Annotated in this window: 21 protein-coding genes and 2 pseudogenes; 13 read left to right on the plus strand and 10 right to left on the minus strand. The window is 68.5% G+C overall.

All coding sequences use genetic code 11. The annotated features are described in order from the left end of the window. The 4 genes and pseudogenes from C7T91_RS11705 to C7T91_RS35460 all read left to right on the plus strand — a co-directional run. Positions 1 to 823 (plus strand): ABC transporter permease (locus tag C7T91_RS11705; RefSeq protein ID WP_108259412.1); only part of this gene is annotated, 823 nt, incomplete at its 5' end. Further along, positions 823 to 1,692, plus strand: a complete 870-nt coding sequence (locus tag C7T91_RS11710; protein WP_108259413.1) for an ABC transporter permease — start codon at positions 823 to 825, stop codon at positions 1,690 to 1,692. The genes C7T91_RS11705 and C7T91_RS11710, both read left to right, overlap by 1 nt. 1 nt (position 1,693) lies before the next feature. Next, the gene (locus C7T91_RS11715) at positions 1,694 to 3,316 is read left to right on the plus strand and encodes an ABC transporter ATP-binding protein (RefSeq protein WP_108259414.1); all 1,623 of its coding nucleotides are present in this window, start codon (positions 1,694 to 1,696) and stop codon (positions 3,314 to 3,316) included. Further along, positions 3,216 to 4,184, plus strand: a pseudogene (locus C7T91_RS35460) (M81 family metallopeptidase); the annotation flags it as partial. The gene C7T91_RS11715 and the pseudogene C7T91_RS35460, both read left to right, overlap by 101 nt. 84 nt (positions 4,185 to 4,268) lie before the next feature. Here C7T91_RS35460 and rimM read toward each other — a convergent pair. The 7 genes and pseudogenes from rimM to ffh all read right to left on the minus strand — a co-directional run. Further along, positions 4,269 to 4,769 (minus strand): annotated as a pseudogene (gene rimM / locus C7T91_RS33510) (ribosome maturation factor RimM); the annotation flags it as partial. Between the two features lie 165 nt (positions 4,770 to 4,934). Then, positions 4,935 to 5,561 carry a 5,6-dimethylbenzimidazole synthase gene (gene bluB / locus C7T91_RS11730; RefSeq protein ID WP_108259417.1) on the minus strand — a complete coding sequence of 209 codons (627 nt, stop codon included), beginning with the start codon at positions 5,559 to 5,561 and terminating at the stop codon, positions 4,935 to 4,937. Positions 5,562 to 5,566: 5 nt separating this feature from the next. Continuing rightward, entirely contained in the window at positions 5,567 to 5,953 is a 387-nt protein-coding gene (gene rpsP / locus C7T91_RS11735) for a 30S ribosomal protein S16 (protein WP_108259418.1), read from the minus strand. Positions 5,954 to 6,000: 47 nt separating this feature from the next. Then, entirely contained in the window at positions 6,001 to 6,303 is a 303-nt protein-coding gene (locus C7T91_RS11740) for a chorismate mutase (protein WP_108259419.1), read from the minus strand. Then, the gene (locus C7T91_RS11745; RefSeq protein ID WP_108259420.1) at positions 6,300 to 6,515 is read right to left on the minus strand and encodes a hypothetical protein; all 216 of its coding nucleotides are present in this window, start codon (positions 6,513 to 6,515) and stop codon (positions 6,300 to 6,302) included. Before C7T91_RS11745 ends, C7T91_RS11740 begins: the two co-directional genes overlap by 4 nt. Further along, positions 6,512 to 7,039: a GNAT family N-acetyltransferase gene (locus C7T91_RS11750; RefSeq protein ID WP_108259421.1), complete on the minus strand. Its 528-nt coding sequence runs from the start codon at positions 7,037 to 7,039 to the stop codon at positions 6,512 to 6,514. Before C7T91_RS11750 ends, C7T91_RS11745 begins: the two co-directional genes overlap by 4 nt. Positions 7,040 to 7,041: 2 nt before the next feature. Next, entirely contained in the window at positions 7,042 to 8,523 is a 1,482-nt protein-coding gene (gene ffh, locus C7T91_RS11755; RefSeq protein WP_108259422.1) for a signal recognition particle protein, read from the minus strand. Between the two features lie 427 nt (positions 8,524 to 8,950). On the opposite strand from ffh, the gene C7T91_RS11760 reads away from it, so the two are divergent. Continuing rightward, on the plus strand, positions 8,951 to 9,409 hold the full coding sequence (locus C7T91_RS11760) for a histidine kinase (protein WP_145962857.1): 459 nt from the start codon (positions 8,951 to 8,953) through the stop codon (positions 9,407 to 9,409). 54 nt (positions 9,410 to 9,463) lie between these two features. Here the strand turns inward: C7T91_RS11760 and C7T91_RS11765 are convergent, their stop codons facing one another. Together C7T91_RS11765 and C7T91_RS11770 are read right to left on the minus strand one after the other, a co-directional pair. Beyond that, positions 9,464 to 9,994 (minus strand): hypothetical protein, encoded by a 531-nt coding sequence (locus C7T91_RS11765; RefSeq protein WP_108259424.1) that lies wholly within the window; start codon positions 9,992 to 9,994, stop codon positions 9,464 to 9,466. A 251-nt stretch (positions 9,995 to 10,245) separates the two neighbouring features. Further along, complete coding sequence (locus C7T91_RS11770) at positions 10,246 to 10,560, minus strand: hypothetical protein (protein ID WP_108259425.1); 315 nt, start codon at positions 10,558 to 10,560, stop codon at positions 10,246 to 10,248. Between the two features lie 73 nt (positions 10,561 to 10,633). Between C7T91_RS11770 and C7T91_RS11775 the strand changes: the two genes are divergently transcribed. From C7T91_RS11775 to nqrE, 6 genes are read left to right on the plus strand one after another with little or no spacing between them, the layout of a single operon-like run. After that, positions 10,634 to 11,017, plus strand: coding sequence for a hypothetical protein (locus tag C7T91_RS11775; protein WP_108259426.1), 384 nt, complete (start codon positions 10,634 to 10,636; stop codon positions 11,015 to 11,017). After that, on the plus strand, positions 11,014 to 11,874 hold the full coding sequence (locus C7T91_RS11780; protein WP_108259427.1) for an alpha/beta fold hydrolase: 861 nt from the start codon (positions 11,014 to 11,016) through the stop codon (positions 11,872 to 11,874). Before C7T91_RS11775 ends, C7T91_RS11780 begins: the two co-directional genes overlap by 4 nt. 28 nt (positions 11,875 to 11,902) lie before the next feature. Then, positions 11,903 to 12,226 carry a hypothetical protein gene (locus tag C7T91_RS11785; protein ID WP_201742081.1) on the plus strand — a complete coding sequence of 108 codons (324 nt, stop codon included), beginning with the start codon at positions 11,903 to 11,905 and terminating at the stop codon, positions 12,224 to 12,226. Continuing rightward, positions 12,219 to 13,019: an FMN-binding protein gene (locus C7T91_RS11790; protein WP_108259428.1), complete on the plus strand. Its 801-nt coding sequence runs from the start codon at positions 12,219 to 12,221 to the stop codon at positions 13,017 to 13,019. The genes C7T91_RS11785 and C7T91_RS11790 overlap by 8 nt, the downstream gene beginning before the upstream one ends. After that, positions 13,019 to 13,672, plus strand: a complete 654-nt coding sequence (locus C7T91_RS11795; protein WP_108259429.1) for an NADH:ubiquinone reductase (Na(+)-transporting) subunit D — start codon at positions 13,019 to 13,021, stop codon at positions 13,670 to 13,672. The genes C7T91_RS11790 and C7T91_RS11795 overlap by 1 nt, the downstream gene beginning before the upstream one ends. Continuing rightward, positions 13,669 to 14,280: an NADH:ubiquinone reductase (Na(+)-transporting) subunit E gene (gene nqrE / locus C7T91_RS11800; protein ID WP_108259430.1), complete on the plus strand. Its 612-nt coding sequence runs from the start codon at positions 13,669 to 13,671 to the stop codon at positions 14,278 to 14,280. Before C7T91_RS11795 ends, nqrE begins: the two co-directional genes overlap by 4 nt. Before the next feature lie 1,364 nt (positions 14,281 to 15,644). Here the strand turns inward: nqrE and C7T91_RS11810 are convergent. After that, the gene (locus C7T91_RS11810) at positions 15,645 to 16,508 is read right to left on the minus strand and encodes a glycosyltransferase family 2 protein (protein ID WP_161555863.1); all 864 of its coding nucleotides are present in this window, start codon (positions 16,506 to 16,508) and stop codon (positions 15,645 to 15,647) included. A 214-nt stretch (positions 16,509 to 16,722) separates the two neighbouring features. Between C7T91_RS11810 and C7T91_RS11815 the strand changes: the two genes are divergently transcribed. Next, positions 16,723 to 18,213 (plus strand): hypothetical protein, encoded by a 1,491-nt coding sequence (locus tag C7T91_RS11815; protein WP_145962858.1) that lies wholly within the window; start codon positions 16,723 to 16,725, stop codon positions 18,211 to 18,213. A gap of 208 nt (positions 18,214 to 18,421) precedes the next feature. Beyond that, a complete protein-coding gene (gene recA / locus C7T91_RS11820) occupies positions 18,422 to 19,501 on the plus strand; it encodes a recombinase RecA (RefSeq protein ID WP_108259434.1) in 1,080 nt (359 codons plus the stop codon). The last annotated feature ends 27 nt before the right edge of the window (positions 19,502 to 19,528 follow it).

Raw genomic sequence — 19,528 nt, forward strand, 5'->3', positions numbered from 1 at the left:
CGACATGGCCACCCCCGAGCAGCTGGAGCAGATCCGCAATTCGCTGGGGCTGAACGACCCGCTCTATGTCCAGTTCTTCCGCTGGATGGGCGAGCTTCTGACGGGCGATTTCGGCACCTCGCTGATTTCCAACCAGCCGGTGATCGACCTCGTCGCCGACCGGATGTGGCCGACGATCTGGATCGCGCTGATCACCATCACGCTGTCGGTCATCGTCGCCGTCCCGATGGGCGTCGTCGCCGCCTGGAAGCACCGCAGCTGGATCGACCACCTGGTGATGACCTTCTCGGTGCTCGGCTTCTCGATCCCGGTCTTCGTCATCGGCTACCTGCTGATCAAGCTCTTCGCGCTCGATCTCGGCCTGCTGCCGGTGCAGGGCTATGTCGCCCCCTCCGAAGCCCTGCCGGGCTTCGCAGCCCGCGCCGTGCTGCCCGCGCTGACGCTCGCCTCGATCTACATCGCGCTGATCGCGCGGATGACCCGGGCGAGCCTTCTCGACGTGCTGGGCGAGGACTATGTCCGCACCGCCCGCGCCAAGGGCCTGACCGAGCACCGCGTGCTGTTCCGCCATGCGCTGCGCAACGCCGCCGTTCCGGTGATGACCGTGATCGGCACCGGCTTCGCGCTCTTGATCTCGGGCGTTGTGGTGACCGAGAGCGTCTACAACATCCCCGGGCTGGGACGCCTCACCGTCGACAGCATCTTCGCCCGCGACTACCCGGTCATCCAGGCGCTGATCCTGCTGACCTCGGGCATCTACGTCCTCGTCAACCTGCTGATCGACCTGTCCTATTCGATCCTCGATCCGAGGATCCGCTACTGATGGCCGAGAAAACAATGCGTGCAGCCTTCCCCCTGTCCACCAAGGCCATCGGCTCGAAGATCGGCATCGCGCCGATGCTGGCGGCCCTTGTCCTGACCCTGATCATCCTCGCCGCGGTCTTCGCGCCCTTCGTGGCGCCGCATGACCCGGTCTACCAGAATCCGATCATGCGGCTGAAGCCGCCGTCGGGCGAATATCCGCTCGGCACCGACAATTACGGCCGCGACCTGCTGAGCCGCGTGATCTGGGGCGCCCGCGTCTCGCTGGTCATCGGCATCGGCGTCACCATCCTGGCGGTCGTCCTGGGGCTCGCCATCGGCCTCGTCTCGGGCTTCTTCCGGGTCGCCGACGCGATCATCATGCGGATCATGGACGGCCTGATGGCCATGCCCTCGGTGCTCTTGGCCATCGCCATCGTCTCGCTGATGGGCGCCTCGATCTGGACCGTGATGGCCGCGATCACCATCCCCGAGATCCCGCGCGTCGTGCGTCTCGTGCGCTCCATCGTGCTCTCGGCGCGGGAGGAACCCTATGTCGAGGCGGCAATCTCGATGGGCACCTCGCTGCCGCGGGTGCTGTGGCGCCACCTGATGCCCAACACCTTCGCGCCGCTGACCGTGCAGGCAACCTACGTTTGCGCCTCCGCCATCCTGACCGAGGCGATCCTCAGCTTCCTCGGCGCCGGCGTCTCCACCGAGACCCCCACCTGGGGCAACATCATGGCCGAGGCGCGGATCTACTTCCGGCTGAAGCCCGAACTGATCTTCTGGCCGGGCCTGGCGCTGTCCATGTGCATCCTGTCGATCAACCTGCTCGGCGACTGGGCGCGCGACGTGCTCGATCCCCGCATGGGCAAGAGGGAGGCCTGACATGTCCGTTCTCGAGATCAAGAACCTCACCGTCGCCATCGACGCCAGGGACGGCGCCTCGGTCGTGCGCGACATCTCCATCACCATCGAGGCGGGCGAGACCGTCTGCCTCGTGGGCGAATCCGGCTCGGGGAAATCCGTGTCCTCACTCGCCACGATGGGCCTGCTGCCCAAGGGGTCCCTGAAGGTCACCGGCGGGGAAATCATGCTCGACGGCGAGGACCTGCTGAAGCTGACCCCGGCCGAGCTGCGCGACCGCCGCGCAACCCGCATGTCGATGATCTTCCAGGAGCCGATGACCGCGCTCAACCCGGTGATCAAGGTCGGCGAGCAGATCTCCGAAGTGCTGGAGGCGCATACCAAGTTGTCGAATGCCGAGAACCACCGCCGGGTGATGGACATCCTCGACCAGGTCGGCCTTCCGGACATCGAGCGGATCGCGAAGAGCTATCCGCACCAGCTCTCGGGCGGGCAGCGGCAGCGGATCATGATCGCCATGGCGCTGATCCTGGAGCCGCGGCTGCTGATCGCGGACGAGCCGACCACCGCGCTCGACGTCACCACCCAGCTGCAGATCCTGCGTCTCATCAAGGAACTTCAGGAGAAGCACGGCACTGCCGTCCTCTTCATCACCCATGACATGGGCGTGGTCGCCGAGATCGCCGACCGGGTCTACGTCATGAACCGCGGCGACATGGTGGAAACCGCGCCGGTGATGGAGATCCTCTCGGCGCCGAAAATGGACTACACCCGGCGGCTCCTGTCCTCGGTACCGTCGCTGGTGCCGCGCCCGGCGCGCCCGGTGTCCACGGCAAAGAACGCGCTGCAGGTGGTCGAACTGAACAAGGTCTATGGCGGCGGCAGCTTCCTGAAGAAGGCCACCGGCACCCATGCCGCCAAGGCGGTGAATTTCGACCTCAAGGCGGGGCGCACGCTCGGCATCGTCGGCGAGAGCGGCTCGGGCAAGTCCACCGTGGCGCGCTGCGTCATGCGGCTGATCGATCCCAGCTCGGGCGGCATCCGCGTCGGCGGGCAGGAAATCGCCGACCTGACGCCGAAGGGCCTGCACCCGTTCCGCAAGCGGCTCCAGATGGTGTTCCAGGACCCCTACCGCTCGCTGAACCCGCGGCTCTCGATCGAGGAATCGATCATCGAGGGGCCGATGAACTACGGCATGCCGCGCGCCGAAGCCGTGGCCAAGGCCGCGGAGCTGCTGGAGCTGGTCGGCATGCCCGCCGGATCGGCCAAGCGCTATCCGCACATGTTCTCGGGCGGCCAGCGCCAGCGCATCGCCATCGCCCGGGCGCTCGCCATGGAACCCGAGCTGCTGGTCGCGGACGAGGCTGTCTCTGCGCTCGACGTCTCGGTGCAGGCGCAGGTGCTGGACCTCCTGGCCGAAATCCAGGAGCGGACCCAGATCGCCATCCTGTTCATCACCCATGACCTGCGCGTCGCGGCGCAGATCTGCGACGAGGTCGCGGTGATGAAGCGCGGCGAGGTCGTCGAATACGGCGCCACCGCCGATGTGCTCGGCGCGCCGCAGCACGACTATACCAAATCGCTTCTGGCCGCCGCGCCGGGCCGGGACTGGGACTTCCCCAATTTCCGCCCGGTGGCCGCCTGACTTTAGGAGACCCAACGTGCCACGCATCGCCATCGGCGGTTTCCTGCACGAAACCAACACCTTCGCCCCGTCGAAGGCCACCTATCAGGACTTCGTCCATGGCGGCGGCGCAGGCCGCATGCTGCAAGGGTCCGAAATCCTGGCCGCCCTCGGCGACGTCAATGCCGCCATCTCCGGCGCGATCCGCCACGGCCGCGCGACAGGCTGGGACCTGATCCCGACGATCTTCGCAGCGACCTCGCCCTCGGCCCATGTCACCTGCGACGCCTTCGAGCGGATCGCGGGCGACCTGATCGACCGCATCGCTGCGGCCATGCCGCTCGACGGCGTGTTCCTAGACCTGCACGGCGCGATGGTGACCGAGCATCTCGATGACGGCGAAGGCGAGCTTCTGAGCCGCCTGCGCGACCGCATCGGACCGGATGTGCCGGTGGTGGTCTGCCTCGACCTCCATGCCAATGTCACGGCGGAGATGTTCGAAAAGGCCGACCTGCTGGAAAGCTACCGCACCTATCCGCATGTCGACATGGCCGAAACCGGCCTGCGCGGCGCCCGTGCCCTGTCGCGGATGCTGGACGGCACGCGCCCCGAAAAGGCGATGCGCGTCGCGCCCTACCTCTCGGCCATTGCCTGGCAATGCACCTCCGCCGAACCGGCAAAGGGGCTCTATGCGAAGATGGAGGCGCTGGCCGGGGACAGTCTCGGGATGAGCTTCAACATGGGATTCCCGGCCGCGGACTTCCCGGAATGCCAGATGACCGTGCTGGCCTATGGCGAGGGCGCCGACGCGGCCGCCGATGCCATGCTGGCCGCGGTCGAGGCGGCAGAACCGGCCTTCAAGGGCCGTGTCCATGCCCCGGACGAGGGCGTGGCCGAGGCGGTGCGGCTCGCCGTAACTGCCGCCTCGCCGGTGGTGATCGCCGACACGCAGGACAACCCGGGCGCCGGCGCCGAACAGCCCGGCGGGCGGGTCGGCAATGAGGCGTCCGGCGGCCAGGTCGACCGTCGGCACCGCCTCGCGGGTGAAGGGCAGCAGCACGCCGCCCTTGAGCCCGGGGCCGTGGATTTCCAGCAGGTCGCCCGCGCCGTGGTCGAAGATCGCGCGGACCTTGCCAAGCCGGGTGCCGCCGGTATCGACGACCTCGAGCCCGATCAGGTCGGCATGGTAGAATTCGTCATCCGGCAGCGAGGGCAGCCGGTCACGCGGCGCGTAGAGCCGCAGGCCCTTCAGCGCGTCCGCCGCCTCCTTGGTGGAGACGCCGCCCAGCCGTGCCGCCAGCCCGTTCTTGATCGGACGGGTGATCTTGACGGTGAAGCTGCGGCTGCCGTCCTCGGTGGTCAGCGGCGCGTAATCGGCGATCGCCTCGGGTTCGGCGCAGAAGCTCTTCAGGCGCACTTCGCCGCGCACCCCGAAGGATCCGGCAATCGCGCCCACGCAGGTCAGGTCCGACATCAGTTCACTCCCTTGCAGAAGCCGCGCGCATCGACCGAGCCGCCCGCGTCGAGGCAGGCATCGATGGCAATGTATTTCTGGTACTCGGCCCCGGCATAGCCGCCGACGGCCAGCAGCGTCGCATAGATTATCAATCGGATCACCTTGCGGGCTCCCTCGGCAGGATCATCTTGGAACGAGCGCGGGGCGGGGATGGCGGTGCTCCCAGCCGAGGCGCTCGAGTTCGGGGCAGTCATCCTCGGTTTCGGGCCAGCCGATACAGAGATAGGCGACGAGGCGCCAGGAGGCGGGCACGTCGAGCGCGCGGCAGACCTGATCGGGATCGAGGATCGAGACCCAGCCCATGCCCAGCCCTTCGGCGCGGGCGGCGAGCCACATCTGCATCACCGCGCAGACCACGGAATAGCGCCGCATCTCGGGCATGCTGCCCGCGCCGAGCCCGGAGCCCTGCTCCGTGTCCTCGTCGCAGAAGACCGCCCATTGCACGGGGGCGCGGTCCATCCCCGAAAGCTTCAGCCCGGCATAGAGCCGGGCCTGGTCGCCGTCATATCCGGCCAGCGCCGCCTTGTTGGCCTCGCCGAATATGCCGCGCACTGCGTGCCGCGCCGCGGGGCTGGCCACATCGACCAGCCGCCAGGGCTGCGACAGCCCCACGGAGGGGGCCGAGGCAAGGCTGTCCAGACAGCGTTCCAGCACGGGACCGGGCACCGGGTCCGTGCGGAACCGGCGCACGTCGCGCCGGAGCCGCATCAGCCGGGCCAGCTCGTCGGAGAAGCCGTCCGGAAAGCCCATGCGCCTTACTCGGCTGCGGCTTCCTCGGCCGGAGCGGCAGCGGCTTCGGCTGCTTCGGCTGCCTTGGCAGCTTTCTCTTCGGCGCGATCCTTGGCTTTCTTGCCCGGCTCGCCCTTCTTCAGGTTGGCGCGCTCTTTCTTGGCGACGACGCCTGCGGCTTCCAGCATGCGCGACACGCGGTCGGTCGGCTGGGCGCCTTCGCCGAGCCAGTACTGGACGCGCTCCAGGTCGATCACGACGCGGCGCTCGTCATCCTTGGCGAGCAGCGGGTTGTAGGTGCCCAGCTTCTCCAGGAAGCGGCCGTCGCGCGGCATGCGCGAGTCGGAGGCGACGATGGCGTAGTGGGGGCGCTTCTTGGAACCGCCGCGGGCGAGACGAAGTTTCATGGCCATGGGGGTAGTCCTTTCATAACATGGCGTTGCTTGGCGGCTTTGCCGCCTTACGACTGGTGCTTCTTGTGGTGCTGGATCACTTCGGCGATGACGAAGTTCAGGAAATTCTTGGCGAATTCCGGATCCAGATCGGCTTCGACCGCCAGCCGTTCAAGCCTGGCGATCTGGATGGCTTCCCGCGCCGGATCGGACGGCGGCAGGTCGTGTTCGGCTTTCAGCTTGCCCACCGCCTGGGTGTGCTTGAAGCGCTCCCCCAGCGTGTAGACGAGGATGGCGTCGAGCCGGTCGATGCTTTCGCGGTGCGCCTTGAGGATCTCGGCAGCGCGTTCGGCGGTCTTGGCGTCGCTCACCGGAACCTCCCATGGGCGGCGCCGGCGGGCAGGCGCAGCGCGAAGGCATGGCCCATCGGCGGCGGCACCTCGCGGCGGCGCAGCGAGGTCTTCGCCGCGCGTCCGAGCCGGAACATGTTGCGCCAGACCACCGGCGCCTTGGCGCGGGTGAAGGTCGGCCAGGTCCAGCGGGCATGGATATAGACATGGTGCATGGTGCCGTAGGGGATCATTCCGCGGCCTCCGATACGTGTTCCGGCGACGGGTGGCGCCAGACCTGGACCGGCCCGTGGCCGATCAGGTCATGCATGCCGTCGAGCGTGCAGCCGAGCCGTTCGGCGACTGCGGCCGAAGCCGGGTTGGCCGGATCGACGAAGCTGACCGCGGTGGTCCAGCCCAGCGTGCCGTAGCACCAGTCCCGCACGGCGCTGGCGGCTTCGGTGGCGTAGCCCTTGCCCTCGAAGCCGTCCATAAGGTCCCAGCCGATTTCCGGCTCGGGCCAGCCTTCCGGGCACCAGGCGCCGATATTGCCGACGAAGGCGCCGGTGGCGGCCTCGGTCACGGCGAAGCGGCCATAGCCTTTCAGCGTCCAGTGGCCGATCTCGGCAGCGAGCTGGCGCCAGGCCTGGTCGCGGGTTTTCGGCCCGCCGACATGGCGCGAGCGATCGGAGGCGAAGAAGGCCGCCAGCGGCTCGAAATGCGCCGGGCCGAAGGGTCCGAGGACCAACCTTGCGGTATGGAGAACGGGGGGCTGCATGGTCACTTCTTCTTCCCGAAGCCCGACAGGCCGGGGGGCAGGGCGCCGCCGAGGCCGCCGCCGAGCCCGGGCATGCCGCCCATCTTGCCCATCTGCGCCTGGGCATCGGCCATTTCGGCCTCCGACGGCATCTTGCCGCCCATCATGCCCTTCATCTGGCGCATCAGGCCCTTCTTGTTCATCTTGCCGAGCTTCTTCATCGCATCGGCCATCTGGCGATGCATCTTGAGAAGCCGGTTCAGCTCCTGCACGTCGAGCCCGGCGCCCTGGGCGATCCGCTTCTTGCGGCTCGCCTGAAGCAGCGTCGGGTTGGCGCGCTCCTTCTTGGTCATCGAGTTGATCAGCGCGATCTGGCGGCGCAGCAGCTTGTCGTCCATGCCGGCCGATTCCGCCTGCTTGGCCATCTTGGCCATGCCCGGCATCATCCCCATCACGCCCTGCATGCCGCCCATCTTGATCATCTGCTCAAGCTGGGAGCGCAGGTCGTTCATGTTGAACTGGCCCTTCTGGAAGCGCTTCATCATGCGCTCGGCCTGTTCGATCTCCAGCGTTTCCTGCGCCTTCTCGACCAGGCTGACGATGTCGCCCATGCCGAGGATGCGGCCCGCGATCCGGTGCGGGTGGAATTCCTCCAGCGCGTCCATCTTCTCGCCGAGGCCGACGAACTTGATCGGCTTGCCGGTGACGGCGCGCATGGACAGCGCGGCGCCGCCGCGGCCGTCGCCGTCCATCCGGGTCAGCACGACGCCGGAGATGCCGATGCGGCTGTCGAAATTCTCCGCGGTGGTCACCGCGTCCTGGCCGGTCAGGCCGTCGACGACCAGGATGGTCTCGCGCGGCGAGGCCACGTCGCGGACCTTCTCGACCTGGGTCATCAGCTCTTCGTCGATCGACAGCCGGCCGGCGGTGTCGAGCAGGAAGACGTCGTAGCCGCCGAGTTCCGCCTGCTGCTTGGCGCGCTTGGCGATGGCGACTGCGTCCTGGCCGGGGATGATCGGCAGGGTGTCGACGCCGATCTGGCGGCCGAGGATCTCCAGCTGCTCCATGGCGGCCGGACGGTTGGTGTCGAGCGAGGCCATCAGGACGCGCTTGTTGTTGCGCTCCTTCAGCCGCTTGGCAATCTTGGCGGTGGTGGTGGTCTTGCCGCCGCCCTGCAGGCCGACCATCAGGATCGGCGCGGGCGGGCTGTCGACCTTGAGTTCGCCCGGATTCGGGTTGTCGCCCGCCAGCATCTCGATCAGCTCGTCATGGACGATCTTCACGACCTGCTGGCCCGGGGTCACGGATTTCGTGACATTCGCGCCGGTGGCCTTCTTGGTGACGGCCTTGACGAAGTCGCGGGTCACCGGCAGCGAGACATCGGCCTCGAGCAGCGCGGTGCGCACTTCGCGCATGGCGGTCTTGACGTCTTCCTCCGAGAGGGCCCCCGCCTTGGTCAGACGGTCGAAGACCCCGCCAAGGCGTTCCGACAGACTTTCGAACATCCAAGGTCCTCCTGCGACCGTTGACGACATGCTTCCCAGATGGGAGGCGGTGATCCCGAATGAAACCCGGCCGGTCAAGCGGAATCGGCACCCGCGGGCGCATCGCGCTGGCGTGTGTCGATCCCGAAACGGCCGGGACCGGAAGACTCGGGGGCTTCCGGGATTGGACCCCGCGAATAGAGGTCCGCGGGAGAAAAGTCAATCGCCCGGGACGAAGAGATCCGCAGGGCGTTTCGCACGCGCAGCATAGTATATAGTCAGGCGGCGGGGAAGGGCGCTGCAGCCGCCCGGCGTGCCGGGCGCGGCGCCGGATCTGACATGGCGCAAGGCGCCCGGTCGGCTAACGTGGAATGGTCCGGGCAGGAGGGCGACTCGGGGGAGCCGTCCCGCAAGCCAGGTGCCGGACGACACGGCCGAGGAGGGTCAGATGACGACTGCCGCACAACCGCATGGGACCAAGGTCATCACGGCGTCCGAGCTGCGCGCCCAGATGGCGGAGCTCGAAGCCGAGAAGCAGGCGCTCCTCGAGCGCAAGCGCGCGAAGGCCGAGGGCTCGATGCGCGACATTGCCGAGGAGTTCACCCGCGGCCATCTCAGCAAGGAAGAGCTCGACGAGGTGCGCCGCAAGATCCGCCATGCGGTGGATCACGGGATGTTCGAGGTGATGGTGATGCGCTTCCCGTCGAGCCTGTGCACCGACAAGGGCCGCGCGATCAACAATGCGCTGCCGAACTGGCCGGAGACGCTGCCGTTGAAGGCGCATGAGCTTTACGGGGCATGGGAGCGGCTGGCCAAGCCTGCGGGCTATCACCTGCGCGCCTATATCATCGACTTCCCGAACGGGATGCCCGGCGATGTCGGCCTGTTCCTGAACTGGGCCGCCTGAGGCGGCGGGCGGCGCCCCGGCCGGACCGGGGGCGCCGTCAGAGATGCGTCTGGCTCAGCCGGAGATGCTGCCGGCCTCGCTCGGGGTGATGGTGCCGTCGATCAGGGCCTGGGCCCGGAAGGTCTCGCCATGGTCGCGGGCATGGGCGATCGCGGCAAGCTGGGCATCGCTATAGGTGCCCTGCGGCAGGCCGAGCGACCGGGCGAGCTGCGCATTCTCGCTGACCCCGCTGGGGGACGATCCGCCTGCCACCAGATAGGCGGCGAGGCTGCGGTTGCCGTCGGCGCGCGCGGCGGCGATCTGCGCGATCTGCGCCGGGCTGTAGGAGGCCGGGTCGAGCTGCTGTTCGGCGGCGAGTTGGGTGGCTTCGACGCCGGTGGCTTGGCTCCTGTCGCCATGGGCTTCGAGGAACAGCACCTGGCTGGTATCGCCGCGATCCGTGGCGGCCTTGATGGCGGCAAGCTCGGAGGTGGTGTATTCGCCGACAGGCAGTCCCAGAGATTGCGAGAGCTGGTCGGCGTGGACGGCAGCCGTGCTTGCGGCGAGCGCAAGAAGGACGGCTGTGGCTGTGGTTCTGACGGTCATGGCGTTGCCTTTCCTTTATCCGGTGTTGCGGACGGTGGGTCGTAGAGTGGCGGCTCGCCGTCTGTGTCCTTGATCTGGGTCCTTTTTTCCGGGTTTGCAGTCCGCGCGGCGGCCCTCTTGCCTGTTCAGCGCTGCACATCACATTCCGAGGATTGCATCTTGGCGGCGGAACGCGCGGAAACGGGAAAGGGCGCCCCGCGGAACGGGACGCCCTTGGCGGGCCGCCTGGCGGCCCGTGCCGGAAGCCGGGATCAGTTCTGGGCCGAGAGATACATGCCCGCCAGGTCGTTCACGCTGTAGCCGGAGGCATCGACGCCGAGGTTCCGGGCAAGCTGCGAGTCCGCCGGAGCTGCTGCGGCGGCAGCATCGCGGCTGACGCGCTGGGTGCCGCTGAGGATATGCGCGAGGGCGAGGCTGTCATCTTCTCCGGCGGCATGGCGCAGCGCCGCCAGTTCCGCAGTGCTGAACGCGCCCGGCTCCACGCCGAGACGGCCGGCAAGCTGGGCGCTGCCGGAGGCCGCGCCGGGCCGGGCCCCGGCGGCGGCGCGCTGCCGGTATCGGCCCATACCCGCCCCGGCATTGCGGCAGGCGCGGCGGAATGCAGGCTGGGCGCAAAGCTGCAGCCGAACGGGAGGACCCATGCTGGAGAGATTCGAGGAGATGGCCGCGGGCATCGAGGCGCGGCCGCACCTGCTGCGGCTCGGCGCGCTGTTCTCGGAGACCGTGCTGGTCGAGGTCGGCGGCGACGAGTACTACCTCGCCTTCGACAGGGGGCATCTGGTCTCGGTCACCGGGGGCCCGTCGAAGAAGACGCCCTGGCGCTTCGCGCTCGTCACCGACCGGGAGGCGCTGGAGACCTTCTGGCAGCCGCTGCCGCCGCCCGGCTTCCACGACATCTTCGCGATGGCCAAGATCGGCCGCATGAAGATGCTGGGCGACATGCTGGCGCTGGTGAAATCCCTGCGCTTCGTCAAGGAGGTCCTCGCCATCCCGCGGGCCGCGCGAGAGGAGACCGCCGCATGAGCCTCGAGCCGATCACCGGACGCTACCTGGCCGCCGAGATCGCCGGCCGCCGCCAGCGCATCTATGTCGAGGAGGCGGGCCAGGGCCGCCCGGTCCTCTGCCTGCACACCGCCGGCGCCGATACCCGCCAGTGGCGCCATGTCATGAACGATGCGGAGATCACCGGCGCGAACCGGATCATCGCCTTCGACATGCCCTGGCACGGCAAGTCGCTGCCGCCCGAGGGCTTCCAGGCAGAGGAATACCTGCTGACCACGGAAACCTACATGGAGACCGTGCTCAAGGTCGCCGAGGGGCTGGGGCTCGACCGGCCGGTGCTGGCGGGCTGTTCGATGGGCGGGCGGATCGCGCTGCAGCTCGCCGCGCGGCATCCGGACCGGTTCTCGGGCTTCGTCGCGATCGAGGCTTCGGACTTCCAGCCGGCCTGGTACGACATCGACTGGTTCCACCGTCCCGACGCGCATGGCGGCGAGATGGGCGCGGCGCTGGTCTCGACCAACATCTCTCCTCACGCGCCGGAGGCGGAGCGCTGGAACACGCTGTGGATGTTCATGTCCTCGGGGCCGGGCGTGTTCCGCGGCGACCTGGGCTTCTACACGCGCGACGACAGCCTCGTCGGCCGCCTGAAGGACATCGACACGGCGCGCACGCCGGTGCATCTGATCGTCGGCGCCTATGACTTCACCTGCACGCCAGAGGACGCGGCGCGCACCGCGGCGGCGATCCCGGGCGCGACGCTGTCGGTGATGGAGGAGCTCGGCCATTTCCCGATGAGCGAGCACCCGGCGGGCTTCCGCCCGTTCTTCCTCGAGGCCCTGGCGAAAATGCCCGCCCCGGAGCGGATCGCCGCCGAATAGCCCGCCCGCATCGGCGGGGCACGGGCGCATGGCGCCGCCGCCCGTCCATGCCCTCGGGACCGCATCAGCCGCCCCCCCCGGGCTTCCCATCGCGGCGGTCTTCCCGGCGGTGGCGGGGGTGCTGGCGCTCCTCGTTGCCGATCCGGTCGCCTCGGCCGCCACGCGGCTCGGCCGCTGGCTGAACGGGCTCGTCTATGGCGGGCTCGTCTGCCTCTTCCTCGCGCTCTGGTCGGGGGCGGCAGCGGTGCAGCTCGCGGTCTCGGCCGCGCTCTTCGTCTCGCTCGCAGCCCCCCTCTGCGACGAGATCGCGATCACGCTCTGGCTCAAAGACAGGAAACGGCGACATGGCTGACCTGAACCCGATCCATGCCTGGCAGAGGATGCTGGCCCAGCCGAACGAGAGCCGCGGCAAGACCGTCTTCGTCGCCTTCCTGACCGCGCTCGCCTGCACGCTCCTGGTCTCGGGCGCCACGGTGCTGCTGCGCCCCGTGCAGACCGCCAACCGCGCCGCCGAAACGCAGGCGCGGCTCGAGGCGCTGCTCGCAGCCATTCCCGGCATGTCGGACATCCTCTCCGCCTCGGAGGAGGCGCGGCTTTCCACCGTGGTGATCGACCTGGCCAGCGGCCGCGCCGCCCCGGGGGTGACGCCCGAAACGCTGGAAGCCGCGCTTCTCGACACCGCCAACTGGACGCCGCTCAGCCCCGAGGCGGATGTCGCCGGGATCGGCAACCGGCCCGATTTCGCGCAGGTCTACCTGCTGCGCGAGGGCGACGCGGTCCGGCTGATGATCCTGCCGGTCGCCGGGGCGGGCTATAACGGTCCGATCGAGGCGATGCTGGCCATCAACGGCGACATGGAGACCATCGCCGGGATCGCCATCACCGCGCAGTCGGAGACCCCCGGCCTCGGCGCCCGCATCGAGGAGACCCGCTGGCAGGAAAGCTTCGCCGGGACGCGCTGGCAGGATGCCGGCGGCGAGATGCGCTTCGCCGTCGCCAAGGGACCGGCCACCACCGATTACGAGGTCGACGGCATCACCGGCGCGACCCGCACCAGCACGGCGATGACCCGGATCGTCCGGTTCTGGCTCGGGCCGCAGGGCTACGGGCCGCTGATCGCCGCCGTGAAGCGGGGAGAATTCTGATGGCGATGCCCGGCATCTTCACCGCGCCGCTGCTCGGCCGCAACCCGGTGACCGTGCAGATCCTCGGCATCTGCTCGTCGCTCGCCGTCACCACCTCGCTCGAGACCGCGCTGACCATGGCCGCCTCGCTGACCGTGGTGCTGGTGCTGTCGTCGCTCGCGGTCAGCCTGATCCGGCACCACCTGCCGAATTCGATCCGCCTGATCGTGCAGATCGTCATCGTCGCCTCGCTGGTCATCGTCATCGACCAGGTGCTGCAGGCCTATCTGTTCGAGATCTCGCAGCGGCTCTCGGTCTTCGTCGGGCTGATCACCACGAACTGCCTTGTCCTCGGCCGGACCGAGGGCTTCGCCCGCTCGAACCCGCCGGGACCGGCCATGGTCGACGCGCTCGGCAACGGCCTGGGCTATTCGCTGATCCTGATCGCGGTCGGCGCGGTGCGCGAGCTCTTCGGCCAGGGCACGCTGATGGGGCTCACGGTGCTGCCGACGGTCGAGCAGGGCGGCTGGTTCACGCCGCTCTCGCTGATGCTGCTGGCGCCCTCGGCCTTCTTCATCCTCGGCTTCGTCGTCTGGGCGCTCAGGAGCGCCTTCCCCGACCAGCAGGAAGCCCCCGAGACCCTGCCGCCCGAAGTGCCGGAGCTGCGCCCATGACCGGGCTCGGCGATCTTTTCCTGCGCGCGATGTTCGTCGAGAACATGCCGCTCGCCTTCTTTCTTGGCCTCTGCACCTTCCTGGCGCTGTCGAAGCGCCCGGACACCGCCGTCGGACTCGGCATCGCGATGATCGGCGTCATGGGGATCACGGTGCCCCTGAGCCAGCTCCTCTACACCGCGGTGCTTTCGCCCGGCGCCTGGGCCTGGGCGGGGCTGCCCGAGGTCGATCTCAGCTACCTGTCGCTTCTGTGCTTCATCGGGCTGATCGCCGCCGCCGTGCAGCTCCTGGAGATGCTGCTCGAACGCTTCGCCCCCGCGATCCATGCCGCCTTCGGGGCGTTCCTGCCGCTTCTGACCGTGCAATGCGCGATCCTCGCGGCCAGCCTCTTCATGGTCGAGCGGCGCTATACCCTGCCCGAGTCCCTGGTCTTCGGCCTCGGCAGCGGCGCGGGCTTCGCGCTGGCGGTGGTGATGCTGGCGGCGATCCGGGCGCGGCTGGCCTATGCCGACCTGCCGGGGGGCCTGCGCGGCCTCGGCATCACCTTCCTGCTGGCGGGGCTGATGTCGCTCGGCTTCGCCGCCTTCGGACAGATGGTGGCGTCATGACCGAAATCCTGCTGGGCCTTCTCGTCATCGTCGCGCTCCTGCTGGCGCTGACCGTGGTGCTGCTGGCGGCGCGCGACCGGCTGGTGCCGGAAATGCGAGACCTGGCCGCGATGGCGCGGCAGCTGCGGCCCGTAGGCAAAGGGCGCTTCGGCAACCGCCGCGACCGCGACCCCCGGCAGCGCGGCGATCCGTGCGCCCAGTTCCGCCGGATCGCTCCGCACCGAGCCGTTGTCGAAGAAGAGCACCGCATCGGCTCCATGGACGGCGGCATGGAANCTCATGGTCAGCAGGACGTTGCGACCGGCGAAGGCGCCGCTGACATCCGGGCGCAGCGGCAGATCGAGCGGCACCCCGGCAATCCGCAGCGCCAGCGCTCCGGCCGCCCTCGGCAGGAAAACCGCCTCGGAACTGGCGAACCGGCGGCGGCGCGTTGCCAAACAGGGGGCATCCACACACGCCCCGGGTTTGCCGGAGGCTGATGTCCGTTCGGCATCGGCCTAGGACCGATGGCGGCGCGATGTCTCACCCTCGACCGCCAGGTGGCAGAGGTCCAGATCCGCATCATCCGCAGCTGCGCTCGGACCGATGGCGCTTGCCGCTCATTCATGAACCGCTTCGCTGCCCTCGGCATCCCGGTCACCGTGGCAAAGGGACAAGTGTGTCCGGGGAAAGGGGAATTGCGGTCATCAGCCGATTTGCGCAACAGCGCCTCGCCACGCCCGCCGAATCTTCAACAGGCAGCGACACCTGCCGCCCGTGCCGCAGCTTATGTCCCTTTCGGTGCTGCCTTTTCGATGGGCGTGCACCGGACTTCGCGGCCCAAGGCGCCAGTGCGCGGGGCCGGTCGGCAGCATGGCGGCCGGACGCGGCACGGTGGCCCGGGCCTGTGCTGGACGCTGATGCCGGCGGAGCAGGGTCCGGGATGGCTGAATGCCCGGGAGCGCCGCACGGGCGTGCTTTGCGGATCAAGCCGGAGGCCCCGGCGTCTGGCTGCAGGACGGCTGCATCCGTCTGGGCGGTCGTGCTCTGCGCGACAGCTTGCCGTGGGTCGTCAGCGGTTCCGTAGCGGGGGCGGATGCTGACCGGGGGCCTTCTGCCGAGCCGCGACGGGGCCGGAAGGGCCGGACAATGGCCGCTGCCGTCCGGAGCGATGGCCCGCATGGCGGCCGTCTCGGCCCCGGACGGGATGCCGGCCTGGCCGCCGGAAATCGTGAGCAGGATGCTTCGCCGGATGGCGGTCGGCAGGCAGACAGGCCCGCGGGCTCACGCCTGGCGGCGCCACGGCGGCGCGAGGCACCGCTTGGAGAGGTTTCCTGATCTCTCCCATCCTTCCCGACGGCGTTCCGGCGCGCCGGGCCGGAGGGTCAGGCGAGGGCGCGATAGCGCTCTTCGATGGAAAACACCGGTCCTTGTCCGGTGCGCTGGACGACGGCGCCCTCCGAGCCGAAATCGCCCATTTCGTAGCAGCCCCGCGCCGCGTCCCTCGGGGCCATGATGCCGGCCGGCCGGCGCGACCACCGTTCGACCGTGGCCTTCGCATGGTCGCTTCCGGCGAGCCAGTGCCGGATATGGTTCGACGGCGCCTGCTGCCGCTCGCCCAGCTCCCTGGCGAAGTCTTCGGCGACCCGGTCGAAATGTCCGAAGGCCGCCGCATCGCAGAATTTCAGGTGGAACAGGTAGAGGTTCTCGTCGACGGCAAATTTCCGGTCGCGCAGCCCATGGCCGCCGGGCGTGTGCTGGCAGCGCTCCCAGCGCAGCGCGGGCTTCGAGAACGGCGCCGAGAACTGCATCAGATGGGCCTGTTCCAGGACCGGGCGGCTCCAGTCTATGGCGCGGCCGGGATCGGGCTGGAAGATGTTGAAGCCCAGCCCGGCGGCGGCGCCGCCGTCGCGCGACAGCAGGTAGTCCTTCAGCGGCAGGCCGGCATCCGGGTCGACGGCAATCAGTTCATCCGTGTCGGCGACGATGACGCAGTGATAGGATTCCAGAAGGGCATTGGCGAAATCCGAAAGGAGCGTCGCCCGGTGGCGTTCGATCGTGTCGCAGACCGCGCGGGGAACGGTCACGTGGTTCACGCCCGCGCAGGCCCGGTTGTGGAAATCCGAGGCGCCATGGGAGATGACGAACAGGTTTTCCGCGCCGATCTGGCTGCCGTAATGGCGGATCCATTTCTCGATGAAGTGCTCGCCATATGCCATCGTGACGGCCGCGACATTCCTGGTCTTCACAGCATTTCCCCCGGCTGGACGCAGCGGAGTTTCCAGCCGCATCGCCCCGGGCGGCAAGGGTGCGAAATGTCCCATGGGCCGCGGACGGGCGGCTCCGGCCGCCGGCGCGAATGTTCGCTTGATGGTTGACTGGACGCGGCGGGCCTTCTAGCCAAATGACAGGTCCGTTGCTCAAGGGCTGCCGGAGCCGGATGCAATGCGGGGGAGCAAGACGTTGAATTCAATGAACCATCCCGGCAAGATGCCTCCCCGGACGGAGCAGGGCGGCGAGGACTCTCCGGCCGCTTCCTGCGGCTGCGGCGCGGGCAGCTCCGCGGCGTCGCGCGCGGTGATCGGCCTCGGCGCTCCGACGACGGAATTCATGGCGAAGCCGTTGCGGATCGGCGGTGCCCGTCCGTTCCAATGGGCGCCGGTTGCCCGCAGCGCGTCCATCATCATCGGTCCCTTGGTAACGCTGGACCTGTCGCATCTGGTCGACGGAACCGACGTGACCGTCCTGGCCCAGCCGGGCGCGCGCATCATCGCGGGGCAAGGGCGCCCGTTCCTGGGGACGGGCCAGACGATGGCGACGGTGAAGACCGGGCAGGCGCTGCGGATCATGCGGATCGGTCCGGCGGTGATCCTGCAGCCGGTCACGCGCGGAGACCTGGCCTACGGGTCGGCGGACGTGCTGACCCATGATGTCCGCTTCGTCTGCGGCGGCCAGTCGAACATGTCGCTGATGGAGGACCGCGGCGGCTGGGGCGGCTTCTCTTCCGCGGTGGCGCGCGGGCTGTCCGGGTCGCGCAACATGTCGGTCCATTTCGTCAACGGCGCCACTGGCGGCACGCCGCTCGACCTGCGCTCGGCAGGGCCGGGGGCGGGGCCGCATTGGTGGGATGCCGGGGCCGGGCAGCCGGGCCCGGCGCTGGAGACGTTCCTGGAGAAGCTGGCCGAGGCGCTCCGGGACGGGCAGGACATCCCGATGCGCTGTTTCTGGACGCAGGGCGAGAGCGACTCCATGGCGCTGCACAACCGGCGGATCGCCACGGATGACTACGTGGAGACGATCCTGGCGGTCTGGGACCATATCTGGGAGCGCCATCCGGAGCTCGAGATCTTCGCGAACCTGATCGGCGGGACGGATTACCTGGTTGCCGAACGCGGCACCAATGCCGTCCGCGCGGCCTATCTGCGCGCGATCGCGCAGCGGCCGCGGGCACGGCAGGGCATCGAGATGTACGACCTGCCGCGCGACTGGCAGGACGTGCACTACCAGTATGGCGGCTACGCGATGGCAGGCGGGCGGATGGCGGCGCATCTGCTCAATTTCGACCATGGCGCGGACAATGCGCTGGGGCCGCAGGTCACCGGCGCCAGCCTCCAGCCGGACGGGAAATCGGTGCTGCTGCAGATCGACTGGGGCGGCTCGCCGGTCTGCCCGCCGCAGCAGGCGGTCCTGGCCGACCGGCGGCCCTACGGCATCTACCTGCTGCCGCCCGGCGCCGATCCGGCGGACGACCCGATCGACGCCGTCGATGCGCGCTTCGAGGGCGGCAACCTGCTGCTGCGGTCGCGGCATGACCTGGCGGGCTGCCGTGTCGGCGGGCCCTACGGATGCTGCACCGAGGCGCGGCGCGGCCATGTGCTGCACGACCTGACCGTCAACAATTTCAACGGCGACCGCGGGCTGCCGCTGCGGTCCTTCCTGACGGACATCGCCTGACCCGCAGCCACGAATCCCGGCAGGGGCCGGATGCCTGTCCGCCCGCCCGGCAGGTCCGGCCATCCGTTAGTCCGGCGTTAACCGACTCGCCCGGATAGTTCGGTCGAATTTGATTGAAATGTTCCGGTCTGTTCTCCATATTGAGAACAAGAACAGAACATCACCGGCATTGCCGGACCTTGGCGGGCATGTGATAAGGACAGGCACAATGGCTTCGGCAAACCTCCTCGATCTGGGCGGAACACGCACTATGGACAAGCAGAAGGCGCTGGATTCGGCTCTGGCGCAAATCGAACGGCAGTTCGGCAAGGGCTCGATCATGAAGCTCGGCCAGGACAATCCCGCACAGGACATCGAAGCGACCTCGACCGGGTCGCTCGGTCTCGACATCGCCCTCGGCATCGGCGGCCTGCCAAAGGGCCGGGTGATCGAGATCTTCGGGCCGGAAAGCTCGGGCAAGACCACGTTGACGCTGCACTGCATCGCCGAAGAGCAGAAGAAGGGCGGCATCTGTGCCTTCGTCGATGCCGAGCACGCGCTCGACCCGCAATATGCCCGCAAGCTCGGCGTCAATCTCGACGAGCTGCTGATCAGCCAGCCGGATACCGGCGAACAGGCGCTGGAAATCACCGATACGCTGATCCGCTCGGGCGCGGTCAGCATGATCGTGGTCGACTCCGTCGCCGCGCTGACTCCGAAATCCGAGCTCGAAGGCGACATGGGCGATGCCCAGGTCGGCGCCCAGGCGCGCCTGATGAGCCAGGCGATGCGCAAGCTGACCGCGTCGATCAGCCGGTCGAAATGCATGGTGGTCTTCATCAACCAGATCCGCATGAAGATCGGCGTCATGTTCGGCTCGCCCGAGACCACCACGGGCGGCAACGCGCTGAAATTCTATTCCTCGGTCCGGATCGACATCCGCCGCATCGGCTCGGTCAAGGACCGCGACGAGGTGGTCGGCAACGCGACCCGCGTCAAGATCGTCAAGAACAAGGTCGCGCCGCCCTTCAAGCAGGTCGAGTTCGACATCATCTACGGCGAAGGCATCTCCAAGATGGGCGAGCTGCTGGATCTGGGGGTCAAGGCCGGGGTCGTGGCGAAATCGGGCTCCTGGTATTCCTATGGCGACGAACGCATCGGCCAGGGCCGCGAGAACGCCAAGACCTTCCTCAAGCAGAACACCAAGATCGCGCTCGAGATCGAGGACCAGATCCGCGCCGCGCACGGGCTGGACTTCCACATGGCCGAAAGCGACGGCGGCAGCGATGACGAGGTCATGGAAGGCTGAGCCGCGCCCGCGCCGGACGACTGCAGA

The organism is Mangrovicoccus ximenensis (assembly GCF_003056725.1).
GTDB classification, from domain to species: Bacteria; Pseudomonadota; Alphaproteobacteria; order Rhodobacterales; family Rhodobacteraceae; genus Mangrovicoccus; species Mangrovicoccus ximenensis.

Coding starts and splice junctions, on each gene's coding strand:
- C7T91_RS11770 (WP_108259425.1), bottom strand. CDS start 10,560: ATGGGCCGATACCGGCAGCGCGCCGCCGCCGGGGCCCGGCCCGGCGCG.
- nqrE (WP_108259430.1), top strand. CDS start 13,669: ATGACCGGGCTCGGCGATCTTTTCCTGCGCGCGATGTTCGTCGAGAAC.
- C7T91_RS11765 (WP_108259424.1), bottom strand. CDS start 9,994: ATGACCGTCAGAACCACAGCCACAGCCGTCCTTCTTGCGCTCGCCGCA.
- C7T91_RS11775 (WP_108259426.1), top strand. CDS start 10,634: ATGCTGGAGAGATTCGAGGAGATGGCCGCGGGCATCGAGGCGCGGCCG.
- rpsP (WP_108259418.1), bottom strand. CDS start 5,953: ATGGCCATGAAACTTCGTCTCGCCCGCGGCGGTTCCAAGAAGCGCCCC.
- recA (WP_108259434.1), top strand. CDS start 18,422: ATGGCTTCGGCAAACCTCCTCGATCTGGGCGGAACACGCACTATGGAC.
- C7T91_RS11750 (WP_108259421.1), bottom strand. CDS start 7,039: ATGCAGCCCCCCGTTCTCCATACCGCAAGGTTGGTCCTCGGACCCTTC.
- C7T91_RS11780 (WP_108259427.1), top strand. CDS start 11,014: ATGAGCCTCGAGCCGATCACCGGACGCTACCTGGCCGCCGAGATCGCC.
- C7T91_RS11795 (WP_108259429.1), top strand. CDS start 13,019: ATGGCGATGCCCGGCATCTTCACCGCGCCGCTGCTCGGCCGCAACCCG.
- C7T91_RS11785 (WP_201742081.1), top strand. CDS start 11,903: ATGGCGCCGCCGCCCGTCCATGCCCTCGGGACCGCATCAGCCGCCCCC.
- C7T91_RS11715 (WP_108259414.1), top strand. CDS start 1,694: ATGTCCGTTCTCGAGATCAAGAACCTCACCGTCGCCATCGACGCCAGG.
- C7T91_RS11790 (WP_108259428.1), top strand. CDS start 12,219: ATGGCTGACCTGAACCCGATCCATGCCTGGCAGAGGATGCTGGCCCAG.
- C7T91_RS11760 (WP_145962857.1), top strand. CDS start 8,951: ATGACGACTGCCGCACAACCGCATGGGACCAAGGTCATCACGGCGTCC.
- bluB (WP_108259417.1), bottom strand. CDS start 5,561: ATGGGCTTTCCGGACGGCTTCTCCGACGAGCTGGCCCGGCTGATGCGG.
- ffh (WP_108259422.1), bottom strand. CDS start 8,523: ATGTTCGAAAGTCTGTCGGAACGCCTTGGCGGGGTCTTCGACCGTCTG.
- C7T91_RS11710 (WP_108259413.1), top strand. CDS start 823: ATGGCCGAGAAAACAATGCGTGCAGCCTTCCCCCTGTCCACCAAGGCC.
- C7T91_RS11745 (WP_108259420.1), bottom strand. CDS start 6,515: ATGATCCCCTACGGCACCATGCACCATGTCTATATCCATGCCCGCTGG.